The organism is Pseudomonas sp. MEJ108 (assembly GCF_030208985.1).
Classification (GTDB): domain Bacteria; phylum Pseudomonadota; class Gammaproteobacteria; order Pseudomonadales; family Pseudomonadaceae; genus Aquipseudomonas; species Aquipseudomonas fragariae.
Genome location: NZ_JARVSW010000034.1, coordinates 26,752 through 49,077, shown reverse-complemented (window position 1 = coordinate 49,077; position 22,326 = coordinate 26,752). Strand labels below are relative to the sequence as shown.

The 22,326-nt window shown below is 58.3% G+C and carries 19 protein-coding genes; 3 read left to right on the top strand and 16 right to left on the bottom strand.

All coding sequences use genetic code 11. The features are described 5' to 3' along the window. Nucleotides 1-179: 179 nt before the first annotated feature. Together QRN50_RS16525 and htpG are read right to left on the bottom strand one after the other, a co-directional pair. Nucleotides 180-908 carry a dienelactone hydrolase family protein gene (locus tag QRN50_RS16525; RefSeq protein WP_058822265.1) on the bottom strand — a complete coding sequence of 243 codons (729 nt, stop codon included), beginning with the start codon at nucleotides 906-908 and terminating at the stop codon, nucleotides 180-182. Between the two features lie 90 nt (nucleotides 909-998). Continuing rightward, nucleotides 999-2,906 (bottom strand): molecular chaperone HtpG, encoded by a 1,908-nt coding sequence (gene htpG / locus QRN50_RS16520; RefSeq protein ID WP_096127406.1) that lies wholly within the window; start codon nucleotides 2,904-2,906, stop codon nucleotides 999-1,001. A gap of 313 nt (nucleotides 2,907-3,219) precedes the next feature. Here htpG and QRN50_RS16515 point away from each other — a divergent pair, with 313 nt between their 5' ends. Next, the gene (locus QRN50_RS16515) at nucleotides 3,220-3,480 is read left to right on the top strand and encodes a lipoprotein (RefSeq protein WP_002552985.1); all 261 of its coding nucleotides are present in this window, start codon (nucleotides 3,220-3,222) and stop codon (nucleotides 3,478-3,480) included. A gap of 94 nt (nucleotides 3,481-3,574) precedes the next feature. Here QRN50_RS16515 and brnQ read toward each other — a convergent pair whose 3' ends face one another. Continuing rightward, on the bottom strand, nucleotides 3,575-4,888 hold the full coding sequence (brnQ, locus tag QRN50_RS16510) for a branched-chain amino acid transport system II carrier protein (protein WP_003406141.1): 1,314 nt from the start codon (nucleotides 4,886-4,888) through the stop codon (nucleotides 3,575-3,577). Nucleotides 4,889-5,189: 301 nt separating this feature from the next. On the opposite strand from brnQ, the gene QRN50_RS16505 reads away from it, so the two are divergent. Then, nucleotides 5,190-5,765, top strand: coding sequence for a GNAT family N-acetyltransferase (locus QRN50_RS16505; RefSeq protein ID WP_024642776.1), 576 nt, complete (start codon nucleotides 5,190-5,192; stop codon nucleotides 5,763-5,765). 98 nt (nucleotides 5,766-5,863) lie between these two features. Here QRN50_RS16505 and sucD read toward each other — a convergent pair whose 3' ends face one another. The 9 genes from sucD to sdhC form a co-directional block, all read right to left on the bottom strand. Next, nucleotides 5,864-6,745 carry a succinate--CoA ligase subunit alpha gene (sucD, locus tag QRN50_RS16500; protein ID WP_003316562.1) on the bottom strand — a complete coding sequence of 294 codons (882 nt, stop codon included), beginning with the start codon at nucleotides 6,743-6,745 and terminating at the stop codon, nucleotides 5,864-5,866. Continuing rightward, nucleotides 6,745-7,911 (bottom strand): ADP-forming succinate--CoA ligase subunit beta, encoded by a 1,167-nt coding sequence (gene sucC / locus QRN50_RS16495; RefSeq protein WP_003316561.1) that lies wholly within the window; start codon nucleotides 7,909-7,911, stop codon nucleotides 6,745-6,747. Before sucC ends, sucD begins: the two co-directional genes overlap by 1 nt. A gap of 208 nt (nucleotides 7,912-8,119) precedes the next feature. Continuing rightward, nucleotides 8,120-9,556 (bottom strand): dihydrolipoyl dehydrogenase, encoded by a 1,437-nt coding sequence (lpdA, locus tag QRN50_RS16490; RefSeq protein ID WP_011267378.1) that lies wholly within the window; start codon nucleotides 9,554-9,556, stop codon nucleotides 8,120-8,122. A 172-nt stretch (nucleotides 9,557-9,728) separates the two neighbouring features. Then, entirely contained in the window at nucleotides 9,729-10,964 is a 1,236-nt protein-coding gene (odhB, locus tag QRN50_RS16485; protein ID WP_011267377.1) for a 2-oxoglutarate dehydrogenase complex dihydrolipoyllysine-residue succinyltransferase, read from the bottom strand. A 41-nt stretch (nucleotides 10,965-11,005) separates the two neighbouring features. Then, nucleotides 11,006-13,837, bottom strand: a complete 2,832-nt coding sequence (locus QRN50_RS16480) for a 2-oxoglutarate dehydrogenase E1 component (protein ID WP_003366703.1) — start codon at nucleotides 13,835-13,837, stop codon at nucleotides 11,006-11,008. Between the two features lie 259 nt (nucleotides 13,838-14,096). Continuing rightward, a complete protein-coding gene (locus QRN50_RS16475; RefSeq protein WP_003316554.1) occupies nucleotides 14,097-14,801 on the bottom strand; it encodes a succinate dehydrogenase iron-sulfur subunit in 705 nt (234 codons plus the stop codon). A gap of 12 nt (nucleotides 14,802-14,813) precedes the next feature. Further along, nucleotides 14,814-16,586: a succinate dehydrogenase flavoprotein subunit gene (gene sdhA / locus QRN50_RS16470; RefSeq protein WP_003394562.1), complete on the bottom strand. Its 1,773-nt coding sequence runs from the start codon at nucleotides 16,584-16,586 to the stop codon at nucleotides 14,814-14,816. A 3-nt stretch (nucleotides 16,587-16,589) separates the two neighbouring features. Next, on the bottom strand, nucleotides 16,590-16,958 hold the full coding sequence (gene sdhD / locus QRN50_RS16465) for a succinate dehydrogenase, hydrophobic membrane anchor protein (RefSeq protein ID WP_003316551.1): 369 nt from the start codon (nucleotides 16,956-16,958) through the stop codon (nucleotides 16,590-16,592). Further along, nucleotides 16,952-17,326 (bottom strand): succinate dehydrogenase, cytochrome b556 subunit, encoded by a 375-nt coding sequence (sdhC, locus tag QRN50_RS16460; RefSeq protein WP_003423585.1) that lies wholly within the window; start codon nucleotides 17,324-17,326, stop codon nucleotides 16,952-16,954. Before sdhC ends, sdhD begins: the two co-directional genes overlap by 7 nt. A gap of 361 nt (nucleotides 17,327-17,687) precedes the next feature. Between sdhC and gltA the strand changes: the two genes are divergently transcribed. Continuing rightward, complete coding sequence (gene gltA / locus QRN50_RS16455) at nucleotides 17,688-18,977, top strand: citrate synthase (RefSeq protein WP_003366698.1); 1,290 nt, start codon at nucleotides 17,688-17,690, stop codon at nucleotides 18,975-18,977. 66 nt (nucleotides 18,978-19,043) lie between these two features. Here gltA and QRN50_RS16450 read toward each other — a convergent pair whose 3' ends face one another. The 4 genes from QRN50_RS16450 to QRN50_RS16435 form a co-directional block, all read right to left on the bottom strand. Further along, a complete protein-coding gene (locus tag QRN50_RS16450; protein ID WP_003406158.1) occupies nucleotides 19,044-19,655 on the bottom strand; it encodes an START domain-containing protein in 612 nt (203 codons plus the stop codon). 56 nt (nucleotides 19,656-19,711) lie between these two features. Continuing rightward, entirely contained in the window at nucleotides 19,712-19,969 is a 258-nt protein-coding gene (locus QRN50_RS16445; protein WP_003406159.1) for a YkgJ family cysteine cluster protein, read from the bottom strand. Nucleotides 19,970-20,063: 94 nt separating this feature from the next. Then, entirely contained in the window at nucleotides 20,064-20,705 is a 642-nt protein-coding gene (locus QRN50_RS16440) for a hypothetical protein (RefSeq protein WP_011267375.1), read from the bottom strand. A gap of 114 nt (nucleotides 20,706-20,819) precedes the next feature. Further along, nucleotides 20,820-22,259: an aminotransferase-like domain-containing protein gene (locus QRN50_RS16435; RefSeq protein ID WP_003366691.1), complete on the bottom strand. Its 1,440-nt coding sequence runs from the start codon at nucleotides 22,257-22,259 to the stop codon at nucleotides 20,820-20,822. Between the last annotated feature and the right edge of the window lie 67 nt (nucleotides 22,260-22,326).

The window sequence follows — 22,326 nt, the reverse complement described above, 5'->3', positions numbered from 1 at the left end:
ATACAGGGCTCAGGCGGCGAGCTAAAACTGTCCAACTTTCGGGGGGCAGTCCACCAGCGTGGGAATGCAGTTCACGACGCTCTGCGTCGAAAGAGGACGCAGAGCGTCCAGAACGGCATGTCCACGCGGGGCATGGGCACGACAGTGTTCTCCAGCACGCCTGCGGGGACAGTGTTCCTTCAGCCGAACACTTCGTTCAGCAGGTCATGCATGGACTTGAACGCGCGACTCGACACTTTGGGATCGTACATCATCATCCCCGGCACGTTGGCGTGCGGATCGGTGAAGGAATGGAATGCGCCGCCGTAGCTGTATAGCTGCCAGTCCACGCCAGCGGCGTTCATTTCATCTTCGAAAGCCGGCAGTTGCTCTTTCGGCACCAACGGGTCAGAAGCACCGTGCAGGACCAGCACCGAGCCCTTGATGTTATGCGCATCAGCAGGGTTAGGCGTATCCAGCGTGCCGTGGAAGGAAATAGCGGCTTTCAGCTCGGCACCGGTACGCGCCAGCTCCAGCGAGCAGCAGCCGCCAAAGCAGAAGCCGAACGTTGCGATCCTGCTTACATCCAGCGAAACATCCGCCTGACTCAGCAACTGATCGAGACCTGCCTGCATGCGCTTGCGCAACAAACCACGGTCGTTCTTCAGCGGCGTCATGGCGGCGCCTGCTTCGTCATTGTTACTCGGGCGAATCTGCTGGCCATAAAGATCAGCCAGCAATACCACGTAGCCCTTCTCGGCCACGGCTTTGGCAATGTCTTCGGCACCCTGGCTGACACCCATCCAGTTGGGCGCCATCAACAGACCTGGCTGTGCAGCAGTCGCTTTTGTGTCGTATACCAGGCGGCTTTCATAAGATTGACCATCAATCTGATAGACCACAGAACGAATTTCGATAGTGCTGCTCATTACTGACTCCTGATCGTTGGAGAAATGAAAGACGTGTCGCGGGAACTGAAACAAAAAACCCGCCGAGGCGGGTTTCTTGTCAACCGGCTATCAAACCGACAGTTCTACCAGCAACTTGTTCAGACGACGCACGTAAGCGGCCGGATCCTTGAGGCTGTCACCAGCGGCCAGCGCAGCCTGATCGAACAGGATGTGCGACAGATCGCCGAAGCGGTCTTCGCTCTGTTCGGCATCGAGCTTGCCGATCAACGGGTGGGCAGGGTTGAATTCGAAGATAGGCTTGGAATCCGGCACCTTTTGCCCGCTGGCTTCCAGAATCTGACGCATCTGCAGACCCATATCCTGCTCGCCAATGGCCAGAATTGCAGGCGAATCGGTCAGGCGATGGGAAACCCGCACTTCGCTTACCGACTCACCCAAGGCGGCTTTCAGACGCTCGATCAGGCCCTCCTTGTCCTTGGCGATCTCTTCCTGAGCCTTCTTGTCCTCTTCGGAGTCGAGATTGCCCAGGTCCAGGTCACCACGCGCCACATCCACAAAGCCCTTGCCATCGAAATCGCTCAGGTAGCTCATCAGCCACTCGTCGATACGATCGGTGAGCAACAGCACTTCAATGCCTTTCTTGCGGAAGACCTCAAGGTGCGGGCTGTTCTTGACCTGTGCGTAGGATTCGCCAGTGAGGTAGTAAATCTTGTCCTGACCTTCCTTGGCGCGCGCCAGGTACTCGGCCAGGGAAACGCTCTGTTCGCCGCTGTCGTCGGACGTCGACGCGAAACGCAGCAGACCGGCGATTTTTTCCTTGTTGGCGAAGTCTTCGGCCGGACCTTCCTTGAGGACCTGACCGAAGTTTTTCCAGAAGCCCTTGTACTTCTCGGGCTCGTTTTTCGCCAGCTTCTCCAGCATGTCCAGCACGCGCTTGGTCAGCGCCGACTTCATCGAGTCGATGATCGGGTCTTTCTGCAGGATTTCGCGGGAAACGTTCAGCGACAGGTCATTGGAGTCGACCACGCCTTTGACGAAGCGCATGTACAGCGGCAGGAACGACTCGGCCTGATCCATCACGAACACGCGCTGCACGTAGAGCTTGAGACCACGCGGTGCTTCGCGCTGATACAGATCAAACGGCGCACGCGCAGGCACGTACAGCAGCGAGGTGTATTCCAGCTTGCCTTCGACCTTGTTATGGCTCCAGCTCAGCGGGTTCTCGTAGTCGTGCGCGACGTGCTTGTAGAACTCCTGGTACTCCTCGTCCTTCACCTCGGTGCGCGGACGGGTCCAAAGCGCGCTGGCGCGGTTGACGGTTTCCCATTCCAGCGCCGGAGGCTCCTCGCCTTCGGCTGCCGGAGCCTGCTCTTTGGGCAGCTCGATCGGCAAGGCGATATGGTCGGAGTATTTCTTGATGATGTTGCGAAGGCGGTAGCCGTCAGCGAATTCCTCTTCACCGTTTTTCAGGTGCAGAACAATACGGGTGCCACGATCAGCCTTGTCGACGGTGGCGACTTCGAACTCGCCTTCGCCCTTGGAAGACCAGTGCACACCTTCGCTCGCTGGCGTGCCGGCACGACGACTGAACACTTCGACCTGATCGGCAACGATGAACGCCGAGTAGAAGCCCACACCGAACTGACCGATCAGGTGCGAGTCCTTCTTCTGGTCGCCCGACAGGTTTTTCATGAAATCGGCGGTGCCGGACTTGGCGATCGTGCCCAGGTGGGTGATCACGTCTTCACGGCTCATACCGATGCCGTTGTCTTCAAGCGTAACGGTCTTCGCGTCCTTGTCGAAGCTCACACGAATTTTCAGCTCCGCGCCGCCTTCCAGCAACTCGGGCTTGGACAACGCTTCAAAACGCAATTTGTCGACCGCGTCAGACGCGTTCGAGATCAGTTCGCGAAGGAAAATTTCCTTGTTGGAATACAGCGAATGGATCATGAGGTGCAGCAGTTGCTTTACCTCGGTCTGGAAGCCCAGGGTTTCCTTTTGAGTTTCCACACTCATAATCATCAAACTCCGATCTGGATGGTATAAGCCGTCACGGTCAGGCAGCAGCCTGTGTGACAGCGGGTAGTCATCAAGGTGGGGGCTGGGTCGGGGATTTCAAGAGCCAATGATGCCTGGAGCGTGTTTCGTGCATCGGGCACGAGGCGAACCAGCCTGCTCGGAGCTTGCCGGAACGGCTCATGACCGGCGCGCTTTGATCAGCCTGTAACGACCGTGAAACAACGCCCTCCATTATTGTCGTCACCGGTGGAACTTAACCCTCAGGGGCAGGCTCTTAGGCTCGTGAATAATCAATAAGGAGAAACACCCCATGCGTAAATCTTTAGCCTATGCCTTGATGCTTTCTGCCACCCTGGGCCTTGCCGCCTGTGACAAAAAGTCCGAAAACACCCAGCAAGATGCCAACAAGGCAGCTCAGCAATCCCAGGAGTCGATGGAAAAGGCTCAGGAAAAAGTGAATGACGCGGCCAAGGAAAGCCAGGAAGCCGCTCAGAAGAACGCTGAAGCCGCTCAGCAGCGCACCAATGAAAACGCCAACAAGGCGCCAGAAGCAGCACCAGCCACCAAGTAAGGCTGAGACGCTCGCAGAACTAAAGAGGCCCGCTTATAGCGGGCCTCTTCATGCAACACGTTTTTTTCCTGCGCAATCGTCTAAAGCACGGCCTTCAAGCCAGCGCCTCGCTGCGCTTGCCCATGACCCTGTCGACCACCACAGCAACTGCCAGCGTGACAACAGCGGGCACCAGCCATGCAAGCCCCTGATCACCCAGCGGCAGATGGCTCAGAACATCGGGCAGCGCGTCGCCGAAACCGGCGCCCTTCAGCGCATCGATCAGGCCGAACACCAGCGAAACCAGCATCACAGGCGCCACCACGCGTCCCTGGCTCTGCCAGAGCTCCTTGCAGAAGCTCAGCGCGACCAGAACGATGCATGGCGGGTAAATCGCCGTGAGCACCGGAATCGAAAACTGGATCAGTTTGGTCAACCCGAGATTGGACACCAGCAACGAGAACACGGCGAGGATGATCACCAGCGTTCTGTAGGACAGCGGCAGCACCTTGGCAAAGTATTCGGCGCAGGCACAGGTCAGGCCTACCGCAGTGACCAGACACGCCAGGGAAATCAGCACGGCCAGGAATCCGCTGCCCAGCGAACCGAAGGTGTGCTGTACGTAGGCATGCAGAACCGCCGCTCCGTTGCTGGCACCTGCCGCCACGGCGTGGCTGCCGGAACCGAGGCGAAACAGACTGACATACACCAGCGCCAGTCCGACTCCGGCAATCAGCCCGGCAATGATCGCGTAACGCGTGATCAGACGGGGCGATTCGACACCGCGAGAGCGGATCGCGTTGACGATGACGATACCGAAGACCAGCGCCCCCAGCGTATCCATGGTCAGGTAACCATTGATGAAGCCCTGGGAAAACGGTGCTACGGCGTACGCGGGCTCCGCCTCCCCTATTCCGCCTGCCGGCAAGGCGAATGCCGCGATGCCCAATACCGCCAGCGCGATGATCTTGAGCGGCGCCAGAAAGCGTCCGACGGTATCGAGCAAGCGCCCCGGGTACAGCGAAACCCAGAACACCACCAGAAAATACACCAGACTGTAGAGGAACAATGCCATCGGGGTGTCGCCGGTCAGCGGCGCCAGACCGACTTCGAACGAGACCGTAGCGGTACGCGGAGTGGCGAACAAAGGGCCGACCGCCAGGTAGCAGACGGCAGCGAGCGCCCCGCCGGCGATCTTGCCAATCGGACTGCTCAGGGCATCCATCGCGCCCCCGACCCTGGCCAGAGCGATCACGGTAATGACCGGCAAGCCAACCGCGGTGACCAGAAAGCCCAGCGCCGCCATCCATACATGCGGCCCGGCCTGCAGACCCACTATGGGGGGAAAGATGATGTTGCCAGCCCCGACGAACAGGGCAAATGTCATAAAACCGAGTGCCAGGATGTCCTGGCCTTTCAACACTTTCATTACGAGGGACCACACGGAATCGAAATAAGGGATGGGACGTCACCCATGAATGGGGCAGACGCAGCCCGTCGGCGTAAGACGTGGCAGTACCTTGCGAAACGCCCCTCGTGAGGGCAACGCAAAAACGGCGGACAGGGTAGCCAACTTCGCTCGAAAATGCACTGTCTCAGGGCGAGCCACCCGACGACGCACCTTGAACTGGCAATTGCAAAAGCCGCTGTAAAACCAGAAATGCCTGACAGACCAGCCGTTTCCTAACGGATAGATTGGGCCTCCTCTCTATACCCGGCAGCTTATTTCCATGCCTGACATCACCCATCTGAGCGCGATACCCACACCGACCCTGTTCACGCCGCGCCTGGTCCTGCAGCCCTTGCAGCTTGACGACGCCGCAGCGATGCAAAGCCTGTTCAACCAGTGGGAGGTGGTGCGTTATCTGACTCACCACGTGCCCTGGCCTTATCCGGACGGAGAAGCGCTGCGTTATATCCGCGAGGACGCCTTGCCGGCCATGCAGGACGGTGAGGAGTGGCACTGGTCGATTCGCCTTCGCGGCGAACAGGATCATCTGATCGGTGCCGCGTGCATGATGGATGAGGAGGACAACAATCGCGGGTTCTGGCTATCCCCACCCTATCAGGGGCTGGGCCTGATATCGGAGGTCTGCGTGGCCATCGACCGTTTCTGGTTTGAAACCCTCAAACGCCCCGTGTTGCGCGTGGCCAAATCGGCCTTGAATGAAGCGTCGTGCCGCCTGTCGCGGCGCGAAGGCATGCGCCTGGTGGCGGTGCAGGAAGCGCAGTTTGTCTGCGGGGCCACACAGGAGCAGATATGGGAGTTGACCCGCCAGGAATGGCATATGAATAACAATCCATAGAAGGAAACAGGGCCAGAACGCCCCGCGGTCTTTTCACCCGCCCAAACAAAAGCCACCCGGAGGTGGCTTTTGCCGATTACCCGAAAAGCAAGCGAGGCTTACTTGGTCGGCCAACCGGTCAGCTCGGCCAGGGCCTTGCCGATGTCTGCCAGGGAGCGCACGGTTTTCACGCCAGCGTCCTGCAGTGCAGCGAATTTCTCGTCTGCAGTACCTTTACCACCCGAGATGATTGCACCGGCATGGCCCATGCGCTTGCCCGGAGGAGCAGTCACACCAGCGATGTAGGAAACAACCGGCTTGGTCACGTGTGCCTTGATGTAGGCAGCCGCTTCTTCTTCAGCCGAACCGCCGATCTCACCGATCATGACGATCGCTTCGGTCTTAGGATCTTCCTGGAACAGCTTCAGGATGTCGATGAAGTTCGAGCCAGGGATCGGGTCACCGCCGATACCAACACAGGTGGACTGACCGAAACCGGCGTCAGTGGTCTGCTTCACAGCTTCGTAAGTCAGGGTGCCGGAACGCGACACGATGCCGACCTTGCCTGGCAAGTGAATGTGACCTGGCATGATGCCGATCTTGCACTCGCCCGGAGTGATGACGCCTGGGCAGTTAGGACCGATCAGGACCACACCCAGCTCGTCGCACTTGACCTTGGCTTCCAGCATGTCGATGGTCGGGATGCCTTCGGTGATGCAAACGATCAGCTTGATGCCGCCGAACGCTGCTTCAAGGATGGAATCCTTGCAGAAAGGAGCCGGAACGTAGATCACGCTGGCGGTTGCGCCAGTGGTGTCTACTGCTTCTTTCACAGTGTTGAACACGGGCAGGTTCAGGTGCGTGGTGCCACCCTTGCCTGGTGTCACGCCGCCCACCATCTTGGTGCCGTAGGCAATGGCTTGCTCGGAGTGGAAGGTACCTTGCGAACCAGTGAAACCCTGGCAGATAACCTTGGTGTCTTTATTGATCAGGACGCTCATTACTTGCCCTCCGCGGCTTTGACAACTTGTTGAGCAGCGTCGGTCAGGCTGGTAGCAGCGATGATGTTCAAACCGCTTTCTGCCAGTACTTTAGCGCCCAGCTCAGCGTTGTTGCCTTCAAGGCGCACAACAACCGGGATTTTAACGCCGACTTCTTTCACTGCACCGATGATGCCTTCGGCAATCATGTCGCAACGAACGATGCCGCCGAAGATGTTGACCAGTACTGCAGCGACGTTGGCGTCGGACAGGATGATCTTGAACGCTTCGGTAACGCGTTCCTTGGTGGCACCGCCGCCAACGTCAAGGAAGTTTGCAGGCTTGCCGCCATGCAGGTTGACGATGTCCATGGTACCCATGGCCAGACCGGCACCGTTGACCATGCAGCCGATGTTGCCTTCCAGCGCAACGTAGTTCAGTTCGAACTTGGCTGCGTGAGCTTCGCGAGGATCGTCCTGCGAAGGATCGTGGAAGCCCTTCAGCTTTGGCTGACGGTACATGGCGTTGGCGTCGATGTTGATCTTGGCGTCCAGGCAGTGCAGATCGCCGTCAGCCTTGATCACCAGCGGGTTCACTTCCAGCAATGCCAGGTCATGGTCCTGGAACAGCTTGGCCAGACCGGTGAAGATCTTGGCGAACTGAGTGACCTGCTTGCCTTCCAGACCCAGCTGGAATGCCAGATCGCGACCCTGGAACGGCTGAGCGCCGACCAGTGGATCGATGGTGGCCTTGAGAATCTTTTCAGGAGTGTCGTGAGCGATCTTCTCGATGTCCACGCCACCTTCAGTGGAAGCCATGAACACGATACGACGGCTGGAACGATCGACCACAGCGCCCAGATACAGCTCTTTGGCGATGTCGGTGCAGGACTCGACCAGGATCTTGGTCACTGGCTGACCGTTGGCGTCAGTCTGGTAAGTCACCAGGCGCTTGCCCAACCACTGTTGAGCGAACGCTGCAGCGTCTTCCTTGCTGCGAACCAGCTTTACGCCGCCCGCTTTACCGCGACCACCTGCGTGAACCTGGGCTTTGACGACCCACTCGGTCCCGCCGATCTTGTCGCAGGCTTCTGCTGCTGCTTCCGGGGTGTCTACCGCGTAACCCTTGGATACTGGCAGGCCGTACTCAGCGAACAGCTGCTTACCCTGATACTCGTGAAGATTCATGCTTATTACCGTCTTCGTTTAGGTACTGCGCATTCGGTGCTGCACGTCAGCGTGCCGCACCACCTGTGACCGCTACTCCGGGTGGACTCCGCAAATGCCGTGGGACACTCATGAAGCCGCCTGAGAGGTCGAGTCCGGCGCAGATTCCGCGGTAAGCCCTGCTTGCAAGGCCAACGACGGGCACTGCGTCGTGGTTTCTCTTGTTGTCTTAGCGTTTCTTGCGATTCTGAATGTGGATGGCGCCGCCATTCACAGCCAGTGCAGCTTCATGCAGCGCTTCGGACAGGGTCGGGTGCGAGAAGACCATCATGCCGATGTCCTCTGCACTGGTACCGAACTCCATCGCGATTGCGCCCTGCTGTACCAGTTCGGCAGCGCTCGGGCCAATCACGTGAACACCCAGAACACGGTCGGTCTTGGCGTCGGCAATGATCTTGACGAAACCGCCGGTGTCGTTGGCTGCCATGGCACGGCCACTGGCTGCGAACGGGAACGTACCGACATTGACTTCAACACCTTCGGCCTTCAGGGTCTGTTCGGTCTTGCCTACCCAGGCGATTTCCGGGTGGGTGTAGATAACCGACGGGACCAGGTTGTAGTTCATCTGGGCCTTGTGGCCCTTGATGCGCTCGACAACCATGATGCCCTCTTCCGAGGCCTTGTGCGCCAGCATCAGACCGCGAACCACGTCACCGATGGCGTATACGCCCGGTACGCTGGTGGTGCAGTAGTCATCGACGTAGATGAAACCGCGCTCGTCCAGATCGACACCGCTGTCCGAAGCCAGCAGGTCAGTGGTAACCGGACGACGGCCCACGGCAACGATCAGACGATCGAAGGTGATCGACTGTTCGCCGGCAGCGTCGGTGTAGCTGACCACAACCTGTTCGCCTTCGACCTTGGAACCGGTCACGCGAGCGCCCAGCTTGATGTCCAGGCCCTGCTTGTTGAAGGTTTTCAGTGCTTCCTTGGAAACCGCTTCGTCGGCTGCCGGGATGAACTTGTCCAGCGCTTCCAGAACGGTGACCTGGGCACCCAGGCGAGCCCACACGGAACCCAGTTCCAGACCGATCACGCCAGCGCCGATGACGCCCAGACGCTGTGGAACCTGCTGGAATTCAAGAGCACCGGTCGAGTCGACGATGATTTTCTGATCAACCGGAGCGGGTGGAATGTCGATAGGACGCGAACCCGAAGCCAGGATCACATGGTCCGCTTCGATGATTTCGACAGTGCCGTCGGCAGCGGTCAGCTCGACTTTCTTGCCGGCCAGCAGTTTGCCGTGGCCCTGCAGCGTGGTCACGCCGTTGGCCTTGAACAGGCTGGCAACGCCGCCGGTCAGGCCTTTGACGATGGTCGACTTACGGCCGATCATCGCCGGAACGTCGATGCTCACGTCGGAGGTGGAGATGCCATGTACGCTGAAACCGTTCTTGGCTTCATAGAATTTCCAGGAGCTGTCGAGCAGTGCCTTGGAAGGAATGCAACCCACGTTCAGGCAGGTACCGCCAAGGGCCAGTTTGCCCTCTTTGTCCTGATACTTCTCGATGCAGGCAGTCTTGAGACCAAGTTGCGCAGCCTTGATGGCGGCAACATAACCGCCAGGGCCTGCGCCAATCACTACCACGTCGAATTTCTGGGACATAAAAAAGAATTCCTCTATAGCTGCGAGCTTTTAGCTGCAAGCTGCAAGTCAGTCCGCGTTTCATCGCGAGGCCGACTTGCGACCTATTGAATTAGGTGAAACACATCAGCCCCGACTGCTCGCCTTTCGCTTCTGACTTGAAGCTTGAGGCTTGCAGCTCGAGGCTACTCCATCAGATATCCAGCAGCAGACGAGCAGGATCTTCCAGCAGGTTCTTGATGGTCACGAGGAAGGTTACCGCTTCCTTGCCGTCGATCAAACGGTGATCGTAGGACAACGCCAGATACATCATCGGGCGAATCACAACCTGACCATTGACTGCCATCGGACGCTGCAGAATGTTGTGCATGCCCAGAATTGCAGCCTGTGGCGGGTTGACGATCGGCGTCGACATCATCGAACCGAAAGTACCACCATTGGTGATGGTGAACGTACCGCCGGTCATCTCGTCGATGGACAGTTTACCGTCACGGGCTTTCTTGCCGAAGGTGGCGATGCCGCCTTCGATTTCAGCCAGGCTCATGTGCTCTGCGTTACGCAGAACCGGTACGACCAGACCGCGATCGCTGGAAACCGCGACACCGACGTCGGCATAGCCGTGGTAAACGATATCGGACCCGTCGATCGACGCGTTGACGGCCGGGAAGCGTTTCAGCGCCTCGGTGGCAGCCTTGACGAAGAACGACATGAAGCCCAGGCGTACGCCGTTGTGCGACTTCTCGAACAGGTCCTTGTACTTGGAACGCAGTGCCATGACTTCGGTCATGTCGACTTCGTTGAACGTGGTCAGCATCGCCATGTTCGACTGGGCTTCGACCAGACGCTTGGCAACCGTTGCACGCACGCGGGTCATCGGTACACGCTTCTCGGTGCGATCGCCAGCGGCGACGACAGGAGCAGCGGCAGCAGCAGGCTTGGCAGCAGGCGCAGCGGCCGGAGCGGATTTCTTCGCTTCAACGGCAGCAACGATGTCTTCCTTGGTGATACGGCCGTCTTTACCAGTGCCCTTGACGCTGGCCAGGTTGATGCCGTTTTCTTCAGCCAGTTGACGCGCAGCAGGCGCAGCAATCGGGTCTTCTTCGCCAGCAGTTGCAGCCGGTGCAGCGGCGGGTGCCGAAGCAGGTGCCGCGGCAGGCGCAGCAGCAGGTGCCGGAGCTGCAGATGCTGTAGCACCGTCATTCAATGTCCCAAGCACTTCGTTGGACAGGACGATGGCACCCTCTTCCTTGGTGATCGTTCCCATCACGCCGTCAGCTTCGGCCAGCACTTCGAGGACAACCTTGTCAGTCTCGATATCGACCAGCATCTCGTCGCGCTTTACCGCATCGCCCTCTTTTTTGTACCACTTGGAAATGGTGCCGTCGGCAACGGATTCCGGGAAAGAGGGGGCTTTGATCTCGATAGCCATTATCTGTAATTCCTTAATTCGGTTTCTAATGCGCGAAGGCGTTAAACAGTGAAGGCATCTTGCAGCAGTTTTTCCTGCTGCTCGGCGTGCATCGAAGCGTAACCACACGCCGGAGCGGCAGAAGCATCACGACCGGCGTACTCGAGAACGAGTTCACGTTTGTGGTTGCCCATGCTGCGACGCAGGTGGTGTTGACTGCTGTACCAGGCACCCTGGTTCATCGGTTCTTCCTGACACCAGACCACATGCTGCAGGTTGGTGTAAGGCGCGATGGTTTCCATCAAATCATCTTCAGGGAACGGATACAGCTGCTCGAGGCGAACGATGGCGATGTCTTCACGCCCTTCGGCACGGCGTTTTTCCAGGAGGTCGTAGTAAACCTTGCCGCTGCACAGCACCAGACGCGTGACCTTGGCCGGATCGAGGGTGTCGATTTCCGGAATGACGGTCTGGAACGAGCCTTCGGCCAGATCTTCCAGGGTCGAAACAGCCAGCTTGTGACGCAGCAGCGACTTCGGTGTCAGCACGATCAGCGGCTTGCGCAGCGGACGGATGACCTGACGACGCAACAAGTGATAGATCTGCGCCGGAGTCGTCGGTACGCACACCTGAATGTTGTGCTCGGCGCACAATTGCAGGTAACGCTCGAGACGGGCCGACGAGTGCTCTGGCCCCTGCCCTTCATAGCCATGAGGCAACAGCATGGTCAGACCGCACAGACGGCCCCACTTGTGCTCGCCGCTGGTGATGAACTGGTCGACAACCACCTGGGCACCGTTGGCGAAGTCGCCGAACTGGGCTTCCCAGATAACCAGTGCATCAGGCTGGGTGGTCGAATAACCGTATTCGAATGCCAGTACGGCCTCTTCCGAAAGGAACGAGTCGTACAGGTCGAAACGTGGCTGACCGGAGTACAGATTCTGCAGCGGGATATAGGTCCCGGCGTCTTTCTGGTTATGCAGAACGGCGTGACGATGCGAGAACGTACCACGACCGATGTCCTGCCCCGTCATGCGGATCGGGTGACCTTCGAAGGCCAGTGTGGCGTACGCCATGGTTTCGGCGTAGCCCCAGTTGATCGGCAAGCCACCGGCCTGCATCTTCTGGCGGTCTTCGTAGATTTTCTGAACCTGACGCTGCACGACGAAGCCTTCCGGCAGCTCCATGAGCTTGGCGGACAGTTCCTGCAGGGTCTTGAGATCGAAGCGGGTGTCGTGACGCGCAGTCCAGGCATGGCCCAGGTATGGACGCCAGTCGACGAACAATTCCTTGTTCGGCTCCTTGACCAGGCTTTTCACCACGTGCAGACCGTTGTCCAGCGCGCTGCGGTAGTCGTCGACCTTGGCCTGAACGCGGGCATCGTCGAGAACGCCGGTCTTGATCAGATGCTCGGCATACAGTTCGCGCGTGGTGCGCTGCTTGGTGATCTGCTGGTACATCAGAGGCTGGGTGCCGCTCGGCTCGTCAGCTTCGTTGTGACCACGACGACGGTAGCAGACCAGATCGATCACGATGTCGCGCTTGAACTGCATGCGGTAATCGATGGCCAGCTGGGTCACGAACATCACGGCTTCCGGATCATCCCCATTCACATGGAGGATCGGCGCCTGGATCATCTTGGCAACGTCGGTGGCGTACTCGGTGGAACGCGAGTCCAGCGGGTTGCTGATGGTGAAGCCCACCTGGTTATTGATCACGATGTGGATCGTGCCGCCCGTCTTGAAGCCGCGAGTCTGCGACATCTGGAAGGTTTCCATGACCACGCCCTGACCGGCAAAGGCCGCGTCGCCGTGGAGGGAAATCGGCAGAACCTTGTCACCGTTCGGATCGTTGCGACGATCCTGACGTGCACGCACCGACCCTTCTACCACCGGAGACACGATCTCCAGGTGAGACGGGTTGAAGGCCATGGCGAGGTGAACCTCACCGCCTGCGGTCATGACGTTGGAAGAGAAGCCCTGGTGGTATTTGACGTCACCGGAACCCAGCTCCACTTTCTTCTTGCCTTCGAACTCGTCGAACAGGTCGCGAGGATTCTTGCCGAAGGTATTCACCAGTACGTTGAGGCGGCCACGGTGGGCCATGCCGATCACGACTTCCTTGGTGCCATAGGACCCGGAACGCTGAATCAGCTCGTCGAGCATCGGAATCAGGCTTTCGCCGCCTTCCAGACCGAAACGCTTGGTGCCCGGGTATTTGGTGCCCAGGTATTTTTCGAGGCCTTCGGCTGCGGTAACACGCTCGAGCAGGTGGCTCTGAATGTCAGCCGAGAACACCGGACGGCCACGAACACTCTCGAGACGCTGCATGAACCAGTTGCGCTGCTCGGAATCCACGATGTGAGTGAACTCGGAGCCAATGGTGCGACAATATGTCTGCTGCAACGCTTCATGAATTTCGCGTAGGCTCGCTTCCTCTTTGCCGATGAACAGGTCGCCGGCACGGAAGGTCGTATCAAGATCGGCATTGGTCAAGCCGTAATGATTGATCGACAGATCCGCAGGCGCAGGGCGCTGCCACAGGCCCAGCGGATCGAGTTGGGCAGCCTGGTGGCCACGCATCCGATATGCCTGGATCAGTCGCAGCACTTCAACCTGCTTCTTCTCGTGTTCGCTGCTCACACTGCCGGCGGATACCGGTTGAGCGCGGCGCTGGTTTTTGGCCAGCAACACGAAATGATCGCGAATGGTCGAGTGCGATACATCAGTGGCAGAGCTGCCATCAGCTGGCAACTTCTGAAAGTAGGTGCGCCATTCTTCTGGCACAGCGTTAGGGTCGTGCAGGTAAAGCTCATAGAGCTCTTCCACATAGGCAGCGTTACCACCGGATAGGTGGGCACTGTTCCACATGCGCTGCATCACGCTTTCTTGCATGCTTGGTCACCCTCGGTAAGGGGACACCACCGGCGAAGACACCAGAGCAATCCTGAAATAGTCGTGTGCAGCGACTGTATCAAGTCACCAGGGATCACGCAGATAGTCCGGGTACCAGCCCGGATGCCCCTGCTGGTCTCATTTCTTCAAAATAAGAGCCGCAGCTTTGCGAGCTACTGCTCAGGTTAAAACTACGGCGCCGGTTGAAGCCTGCGCCGTAGCCACTTCGGTGTAACGGTGTAACAGATAAAGCGATGAATCAGACGCCGTTCTGCAACAACATGTTGCGCACGTGACCGATAGCCTTGGTTGGGTTAAGGCCCTTCGGACAGACGTTGACGCAGTTCATGATGCCGCGGCAGCGGAATACGCTGAACGGATCATCAAGCGAAGCCAGACGCTCACTGGTGCGAGTATCACGGCTGTCAGCCAGGAAACGGTAGGCTTGCAGCAGTGCAGCAGGACCCAGGAACTTGTCGGGGTTCCACCAGAAGGACGGGCAGGAAGTCGAGCAGCAAGCGCACAGGATGCACTCGTACAGACCATCGAGCTTTTCGCGCTCTTCCGGCGTTTGCAGACGTTCGATGGCCGGAGCCGGCGTGTCGTTCTGCAGGAACGGCTTCACCTTCTCGTACTGCTTGTAGAAGATGCTCATATCGACGACCAGGTCACGGATAACCGGCAAACCCGGCAACGGACGTACGATCAGCTTGTTCTTGGCAACGACAGCCGACAGCGGCGTGATGCAGGCCAGGCCGTTCTTGCCGTTGATGTTCATGCCGTCGGAACCGCACACGCCTTCACGGCACGAGCGACGGTACGAAAAGCCTTCATCCTGCTCTTTGACCAAGGCCAGCACGTCCAGCACCATCAGGTCCTTGCCACCGGTATCGACCTGAAACTCCTGCATGAATGGTGCAGCGTCCTGATCAGGGTTGTAACGATAAACACTGACTTGCAACATATCGGTCACCCCTTAATAAGTCCGAATCTTCGGTTCAAAAGTCGGGACAGTTTTCGGCGAGAAGTTCACGGCACGTTTGGTCACACTCTTGTCACCCGGGAAATACAGGGTGTGGCACAACCAGTTCTCGTCATCGCGATCTTCGAAGTCTTCACGAGCGTGAGCGCCGCGGGACTCTTTACGATGCTCTGCGGCAATCGCCGTGGCTTCGGCAACTTCCAGCAGGTTTTGCAGTTCAAGCGCTTCGATACGGGCGGTGTTGAACGCCTGGCTCTTGTCGTTGATCTTGACGTTGGCGATACGTACGCGCAGATCAGCCAGCTGGGCAATACCCTTCTGCATGTATTCGCCAGTACGGAATACACCGAAGTAGTTCTGCATGCAGCTCTGCAGCTCTTTTCGCAGGGTTGCAACGTCTTCACCGGTGGTGCGCTCGTTCAGGCCGGCAAGGCGTGCGAGGGCAGCATCGATGTCGGACTCGGAAGCGCGCGCATAATCGACGCCTTCACGCAGCGCCTGCTCCAGGTGGATACCCGCCGCGCGGCCGAACACCACCAGATCGAGCAGCGAGTTGCCGCCCAGACGGTTGGCGCCGTGAACCGATACGCAAGCCACTTCACCGACCGCGAACAGACCAGGAATGATCTGATCGACGCCCGCCGCATCCTGAGTGATTGCCTGGCCATGAATATTGGTGGCAACGCCGCCCATCATGTAGTGGCAGGTTGGTACGACAGGAATCGGCGCGGTCGCAGGATCGACGTGAGCGAAGGTCTTGGACAGTTCCATGATGCCTGGCAGACGGCTGTGCAGCACTTCTTCGCCAAGGTGATCGAGCTTGAGCATCACATGATCGCCATCGGGACCACAGCCGTTACCGGCAATGATTTCCTTGACCATGGAACGTGCCACAACGTCACGACCGGCAAGGTCCTTGGCGTTCGGAGCATAACGCTCCATGAAACGCTCGCCGTGCTTGTTGATCAGGTAACCGCCTTCACCGCGGCAACCTTCGGTGACCAGTACACCTGCGCCGGCAATGCCGGTCGGGTGGAACTGCCACATTTCGATGTCCTGAACCGGCACACCGGCACGCAGCGCCATGCCGATACCGTCACCGGTATTGATCAGGGCATTAGTGGTCGACGAGTAGATACGGCCTGCACCGCCGGTCGCCAGCACGGTTGCATTGGCGCGGATGTACGAGGTTTCGCCCGTCTCAATGCAGATCGCGATGATGCCGACAAAGGCGCCATCGTTGTTCTTCACCAGATCCACTGCATAGTATTCGTTGAGGAATACAGTGCCGGCCTTCAGGTTGGCCTGATACAGGGTGTGCAGCAGCGCGTGACCGGTACGGTCGGCGGCAGCGCAGGTACGGGCAGCCTGCCCGCCCTTGCCGAAGTCCTTGGACTGGCCACCGAACGGACGCTGGTAGATACGGCCCTGCTCGGTACGGGAGAACGGCAGGCCCATGTGCTCGAGCTCGAAGACCGCTTCCGGACCTACGGAACACATGTATTCGATAGCGTCCTGGTCACCGATGTAGTCGGAACCCTTGACGGTATCGTACATGTGCCAGCGCCAGTCATCGTTCGGATCGGCGGAAGCGATTGCACAGGTGATGCCACCCTGGGCGGATACGGTGTGCGAGCGGGTCGGGAAGACCTTGGTGACCACGGCAGTCTTGTGACCGCCCTGGGCGAGCTGCAGCGCAGCGCGCATGCCGGCACCGCCACCACCAATGATGATGGCGTCGAAAGAAAGCGCATTAATGTTAGCCATGGATCAGATACCCCAAAGAATCTGCACGCCCCAGACGAAGTAGGCGAACATCAGAACGCCGCATACCGCCTGGAACAGGAAACGTACTGCAGTGGCGGACTTGCCCAGCGCCATCGGCGTCAGGTAGTCGGTCGCGATGGTCCACATGCCGACCCAGGCGTGAGCGCCAAGGGCAACGAGGGCCAGGAGACTGAAGATACGCATTCCGTTGTGAGCGAACAGACCATGCCATTGGGCGTAGCTCAGACCCGGGTGAAAGACCATGTAGCCGATCAGGAAGATGAAATAAGCCGCGAGCACGACTGCGGAAACACGCTGAGCCATCCAGTCATAGAGGCCCGAACGCGACAGGTTGGTGACGTTGGTTACCATATCCATACTCCCGCCAGAAGAATCAGAATCACGGAGACCGCGATAACGATTTTGGAGCCCAGCTTGCCGCCTTCAAGCGTCTCGCCTACCCCCGAGTCCATGATGAGGTGACGAATACCGGCCACCAGGTGGTACAGCAGGGCAGACAGAAGTCCCCAGATGATCAGCTTGGCCAGCGGACTGGTCATATACGCCTTGACTTCACCAAATCCCTCTTCGGAAGCCAGCGACTTGTCCATTGCATACAGCATGATTGCAATACCGACAAAGAGGATGACACCGGAGATGCGGTGAAGGATGGACGTGTAAGCGGTGACTGGGAGCTTGATGGTCCTTAGGTCTAGATTTACAGGTCGTTGGCTATTCACGGCTTTTTTTCACACTGAAGAGCCCCTAACAATCAGGGCAAGTTGTTGGGAAGTGCACTGGTCAGGTACCCACCACCCAGGAAGTGACGACCCCCTTGAAACAGGCCAAAAGCCTCTGGCGGTCGGACGCCGAGTATAGACAGTTAGGTTACTAATGACAACGCGCAGACGTACCGCCAATAGCGCATTGCGTTGCCGCGACAAAAGGCGTAAACGGCAGTAAACCGTCTGCAAAATCCACGGCCGGGCCCTTGCGGAACACGACTTTAGGCAAATTGACTTTAGAATTTATCTCACTATAGTGATGCGGGCCCTGCGTGGGGGGCCTGTCTGATGATTTGAAGCATAAATAGGAGGCCACATGGCTGACAAAAAAGCGCAGTTGATCATCGAGGGCGCTGCCCCCGTCGAGCTGCCAATTCTGACCGGTACAGTGGGTCCGGACGTGATCGACGTACGCGGCCTGACCGCCACCGGCCGCTTCACATTTGACCCTGGTTTCATGTCCACGGCGTCTTGCGATTCGAAGATCACCTACATCGATGGTGACAATGGCATTCTGCTGCACCGCGGCTACCCGATCGAACAACTGGCCGAGCAGTCCGACTACCTCGAAACCTGCTACCTGCTGCTCAACGGCGAACTGCCCACCGCCGAGCAGAAAGCCCAGTTCGTGGCCGTGGTCAAGAACCACACGATGGTTCACGAGCAACTCAAGACCTTTTTCAACGGTTTCCGTCGCGACGCCCACCCGATGGCCGTCATGTGTGGCGTAGTCGGTGCCCTGTCAGCGTTCTACCACGACTCGCTGGACATCAATAACCCGCAGCACCGCGAGATTTCCGCGGTACGCCTGGTCGCCAAGATGCCGACCCTGGCAGCGATGGTCTACAAGTACTCCATGGGTCAGCCCATGATGTACCCGCGCAACGACCTCAGCTACGCGGAAAACTTCCTGCACATGATGTTCAACACCCCGTGCGAGATCAAACCGATCAGCCCGGTGCTGGCCAAGGCGATGGACAAGATCTTCATCCTCCACGCCGATCACGAGCAGAACGCTTCGACCTCCACCGTGCGCATGGCAGGCTCTTCGGGCGCCAACCCGTTCGCCTGTATCGCAGCCGGCATCGCAGCGCTCTGGGGCCCTGCCCACGGCGGCGCCAACGAAGCGGTACTGACCATGCTCGATGAAATCGGCGATGTGTCGAACATCGACACGTTCATTGCCAAGGCCAAGGACAAGAACGATCCGTTCAAGCTCATGGGCTTCGGTCACCGCGTCTACAAGAACCGTGACCCGCGCGCCACTGTAATGAAGCAGACCTGCGACGAAGTACTGAAAGAGCTGGGCATCACCAACGATCCTCAACTCGAACTGGCCATGCGCCTCGAAGAGATCGCCCTGACCGATCCGTACTTCATCGAGCGCTCGCTGTACCCGAACGTCGACTTCTATTCGGGCATCATCCTCAAGGCCATCGGCATTCCGACCAGCATGTTCACCGTGATCTTCGCCCTGGCGCGGACTGTCGGCTGGATCTCGCACTGGAAAGAAATGCTCTCCAGCCCTTACAAGATCGGTCGCCCTCGCCAGCTGTACACCGGCAACGTGCAACGCGACATCGTCGCCCTGCAAGACCGCAAGTAAGCGCCACACGCAAAAAAAAGGGCTGCCATTGGCAGCCCTTTTTTTATGCGCGCTATCCGGTGCGGATCATTTGGTTTGCGCGGCACGCTCCCTGAGCGCTTTCAAGGTATTGAACGGCGCATCGACAACGAACTTGTTGGCCAGCATCGACGGCACACTGCCACCCGGCTCGGTGTGAACCTGATAGGTCACTTCAGTCTGGTTCGGCCCTTTGGGCACCATTTTCCAGAAGCCCTTGACCTCGGTTACGCGCACATACCCCTTCTCCTCGGGGATATACGAAGGCTGCTCTTCGAGGTTGCGGGTAACACTCCCGTCAGGACCTTCCTGAGTGGTGATCAACAGTACCGAATCGCGAGGCGTCACCGGCCAGGGAGTATTGAACTGGCTGTAGGTCCAGGTCTTGTTGCCTTCGTGCTTGAGCACTTTCTGCAACTTGCACTCATGGATCCAGGCGCAGGCCCCCGTGACATCCTCCTGGAGCGCACGCAACTTGCTTACGCTGGCATTGATCAGCGCAATACCCTGATACGCCTTGTAATCGGAACCAGGCACGTCGCTCAACGAGACCTTGATGCCATCCTGATTCTTGACCTCTTTCCACTCTTCAGCCTGCGCCGTTCCGGCAAGCATTACAGTGAAGCCACAAGCAACAGCCATGCGATACAGCGGACCCATTGTTTTATTCCTTGTTTTGAAGTTCCGAAGAAGCATTTGTGCTCGAAAACACTTTTTCAGGCCACCGCAGTGGCTTTTTCCCACCAACCGATCAGGCGAATGGCATCCGCCTGATCGGCACCGCAGACATCCTCTGCCGCCTTGAACTGACTGCACACCGCGGGCCGCTCAGCCCTGCCGAACAAGGCGCACAAAAACTCGACCGACAGATGCAGACAGCGTTCGCCAGCAGGCTTTCCGTCGGGCATACCGGGTATGGGAGACGTGATGGAAGGCGCTATGCAGCACGCGCCACAACCGGAACGGCAGTCCATGACCAGACACCCTTGTTTGAAAATTGAAAAAGAGAAAGGATATTAACCGTCAAAACGTCTGTTTGAAAACGCCGTATCGGACGACAGGCAGGACTTACTGCTTGAATTTGAAGTCCAGCGCAGCACCTTCTACATCGCGACGGTTGTCATTACGCATCTGCAATTGCATTTCGTTGGTCAGCAATCGCCCCTCGAGCTCGAACGGGCCGGGGTTCGCAGAATCGCCCTTGTCGCTGAACATCTGCGGCAATATCGGCTTGCGCTTGTTGGTAATCACCTTGGCAGGCGGGTCGAGCTCCTTGACCAGCTCGGGAGGCAGGCTCAGGTCCAGCCTGGGTGCTTTGATTCGCACATCCTTGACGCTGGCGGTCTTGGCATCCTTGGCGTTCTTGCGCTTGCTCGCAGGCGCCTTGGCTGCCACAACCCTGGAAGAGGGTTTTTCGGAAGTCGCCGATTTGACGCTCTGAGGTGCTGCAGGTTCTGATTTTTCCTTTCCGACCACCACAGGCACGACAGGCACGCCCGGCATCAGCTGATGCATGGTGTCCGGCGCCTTGATTTGCTTGGCATCGGTGGCGACTGCCTGCGCAGGTGCCTCAGTCTTCAGATGCACCTCGGGCGATACCGGCGCGGTGATGACCGCCTCGGTCTTGGGTTTGGGCACAGAGGTGTCCGGAGCGTCACAACCACTCAGAAGTACGACGACAAGCAATCCGAGACAGCGAAAAACATTCATAGGCAAAGAGTCAGGCAAGACAGTGGCAAAAAGCCGGAAAGAAACACATGCTGTCCTTTTGAGGCCAACCTGACAAGACAAGAGTTCCGAAGAATTGACAAAAATCTTTGCCGATCAATACGCCTGAACAGCCTCCTGACATAACTGCTTGGCCAGAATCCCCAATGTCATCAAGGCCCGTTCGGCTTCCTTGTTCCATTTCATGCCGCAATTCAAACGAATACAGTGGTTGAACTGCTCGGTGTTACTGAAAATCAATCCGGGCGCAATGCTGATGCCCTGCTCAAGCGCACGCACGTGCAACTCCTGGGTGTTGACCCTGCCCGGCAGACTGACCCAGAGGATAAAGCCTCCCGCGGGACGACTCATCTGCGTGCCTTCGGGGAAGAACTGCTGCACCGCCAGCTGATAGGCACTGAGATTCTTGCGGTATTCGAGACGGATGAAGCGCAGGTGCCGATCGTAGCCGCCGTTTTCGAGGTAAGCCGCGACAGCCATTTGCGTGACGCTGCACGCCGAGTGAGTGCTGAAGGTTTGCAGGCGCTGAATTTCCGCCTGGTATTTGCCGGCTATCATCCAGCCGATGCGCACACCCGGCGACAAGGTCTTGGAGAAGCTCGAGCAGTAAATCACCCTCCCCAACCGGTCGAACGCCTTGAGCGCCTTGGTCCGCCCTACTTCGAACATCAACTCGCCATAGACGTCGTCTTCAACCACCTGGATATCGAAATCCGAGGTGAGCCGCAGCAGATTTTTCTGCCGCTCCTCCGGCATGGTGCCGCCCAGTGGATTGCTCAGCCGTGAGGTCAGCACCAGAGCCTTGATGGACCATTGATTGGCCGCCAGCTGCAAGGCTTCAAGACTGATGCCGGTGGCCGGATCACTGGGGATTTCGATGACCTTCAAACCCAGCAGGTCGGCAAGTTGCAGCAACCCGTAATAGGCTGGCGATTCGGCGGCTATCAGATCGCCGGGCCGGGTCAGCACCCGCAGGGCCATCTGCAGCGCATCCACGCAGCCGTGAGTGATCACCACTTCAGACGGATCGACCACCACCCCGGCGTCGCGCATACGAATCGCGACCTGCCTGCGCAAGGGTTCGAAGCCGGGGCTGAACATGTAACTGAAGGCCCGCGGACTGTGAAAACGCGTGACCTTGGCCAGTTGCTGATGCAGCGCGCGTACCGGCAGGTAATCCACATGGGGCACCGCAGCCCCGAGGGCGAACACGCCTTCGCGGCGGGACTCTTCGAGGACCTGCTGGATAATGCTGCTGCGTGTAACCAGGCCGGGCCGCTCGACCCGCGCGATATCCGGGGTCGATGCCGTCAGCGCAGGCGTTTGATGGACGTAATAGCCGGACTGAGGACGTGCCCGGATCAGCCCCTGGTCTTCAAGGTTCGCGTAAGCCTGCAATACAGTGGCATGGCTGACGTTGAGCTGCGAACTCATTTTGCGAACGGACGGCACCCGCTCGCCGGGCTGATAAACACCACGACGGATGTCTTCGGCCAACTGCTGAGCGATACGCTGGTAGAGCAAGAGATTGGTCATGACACAGCCTCAAAAAGACCGGTGATTTATTATTTTTGAACATACAGATGCGTAATAACCGGCACAG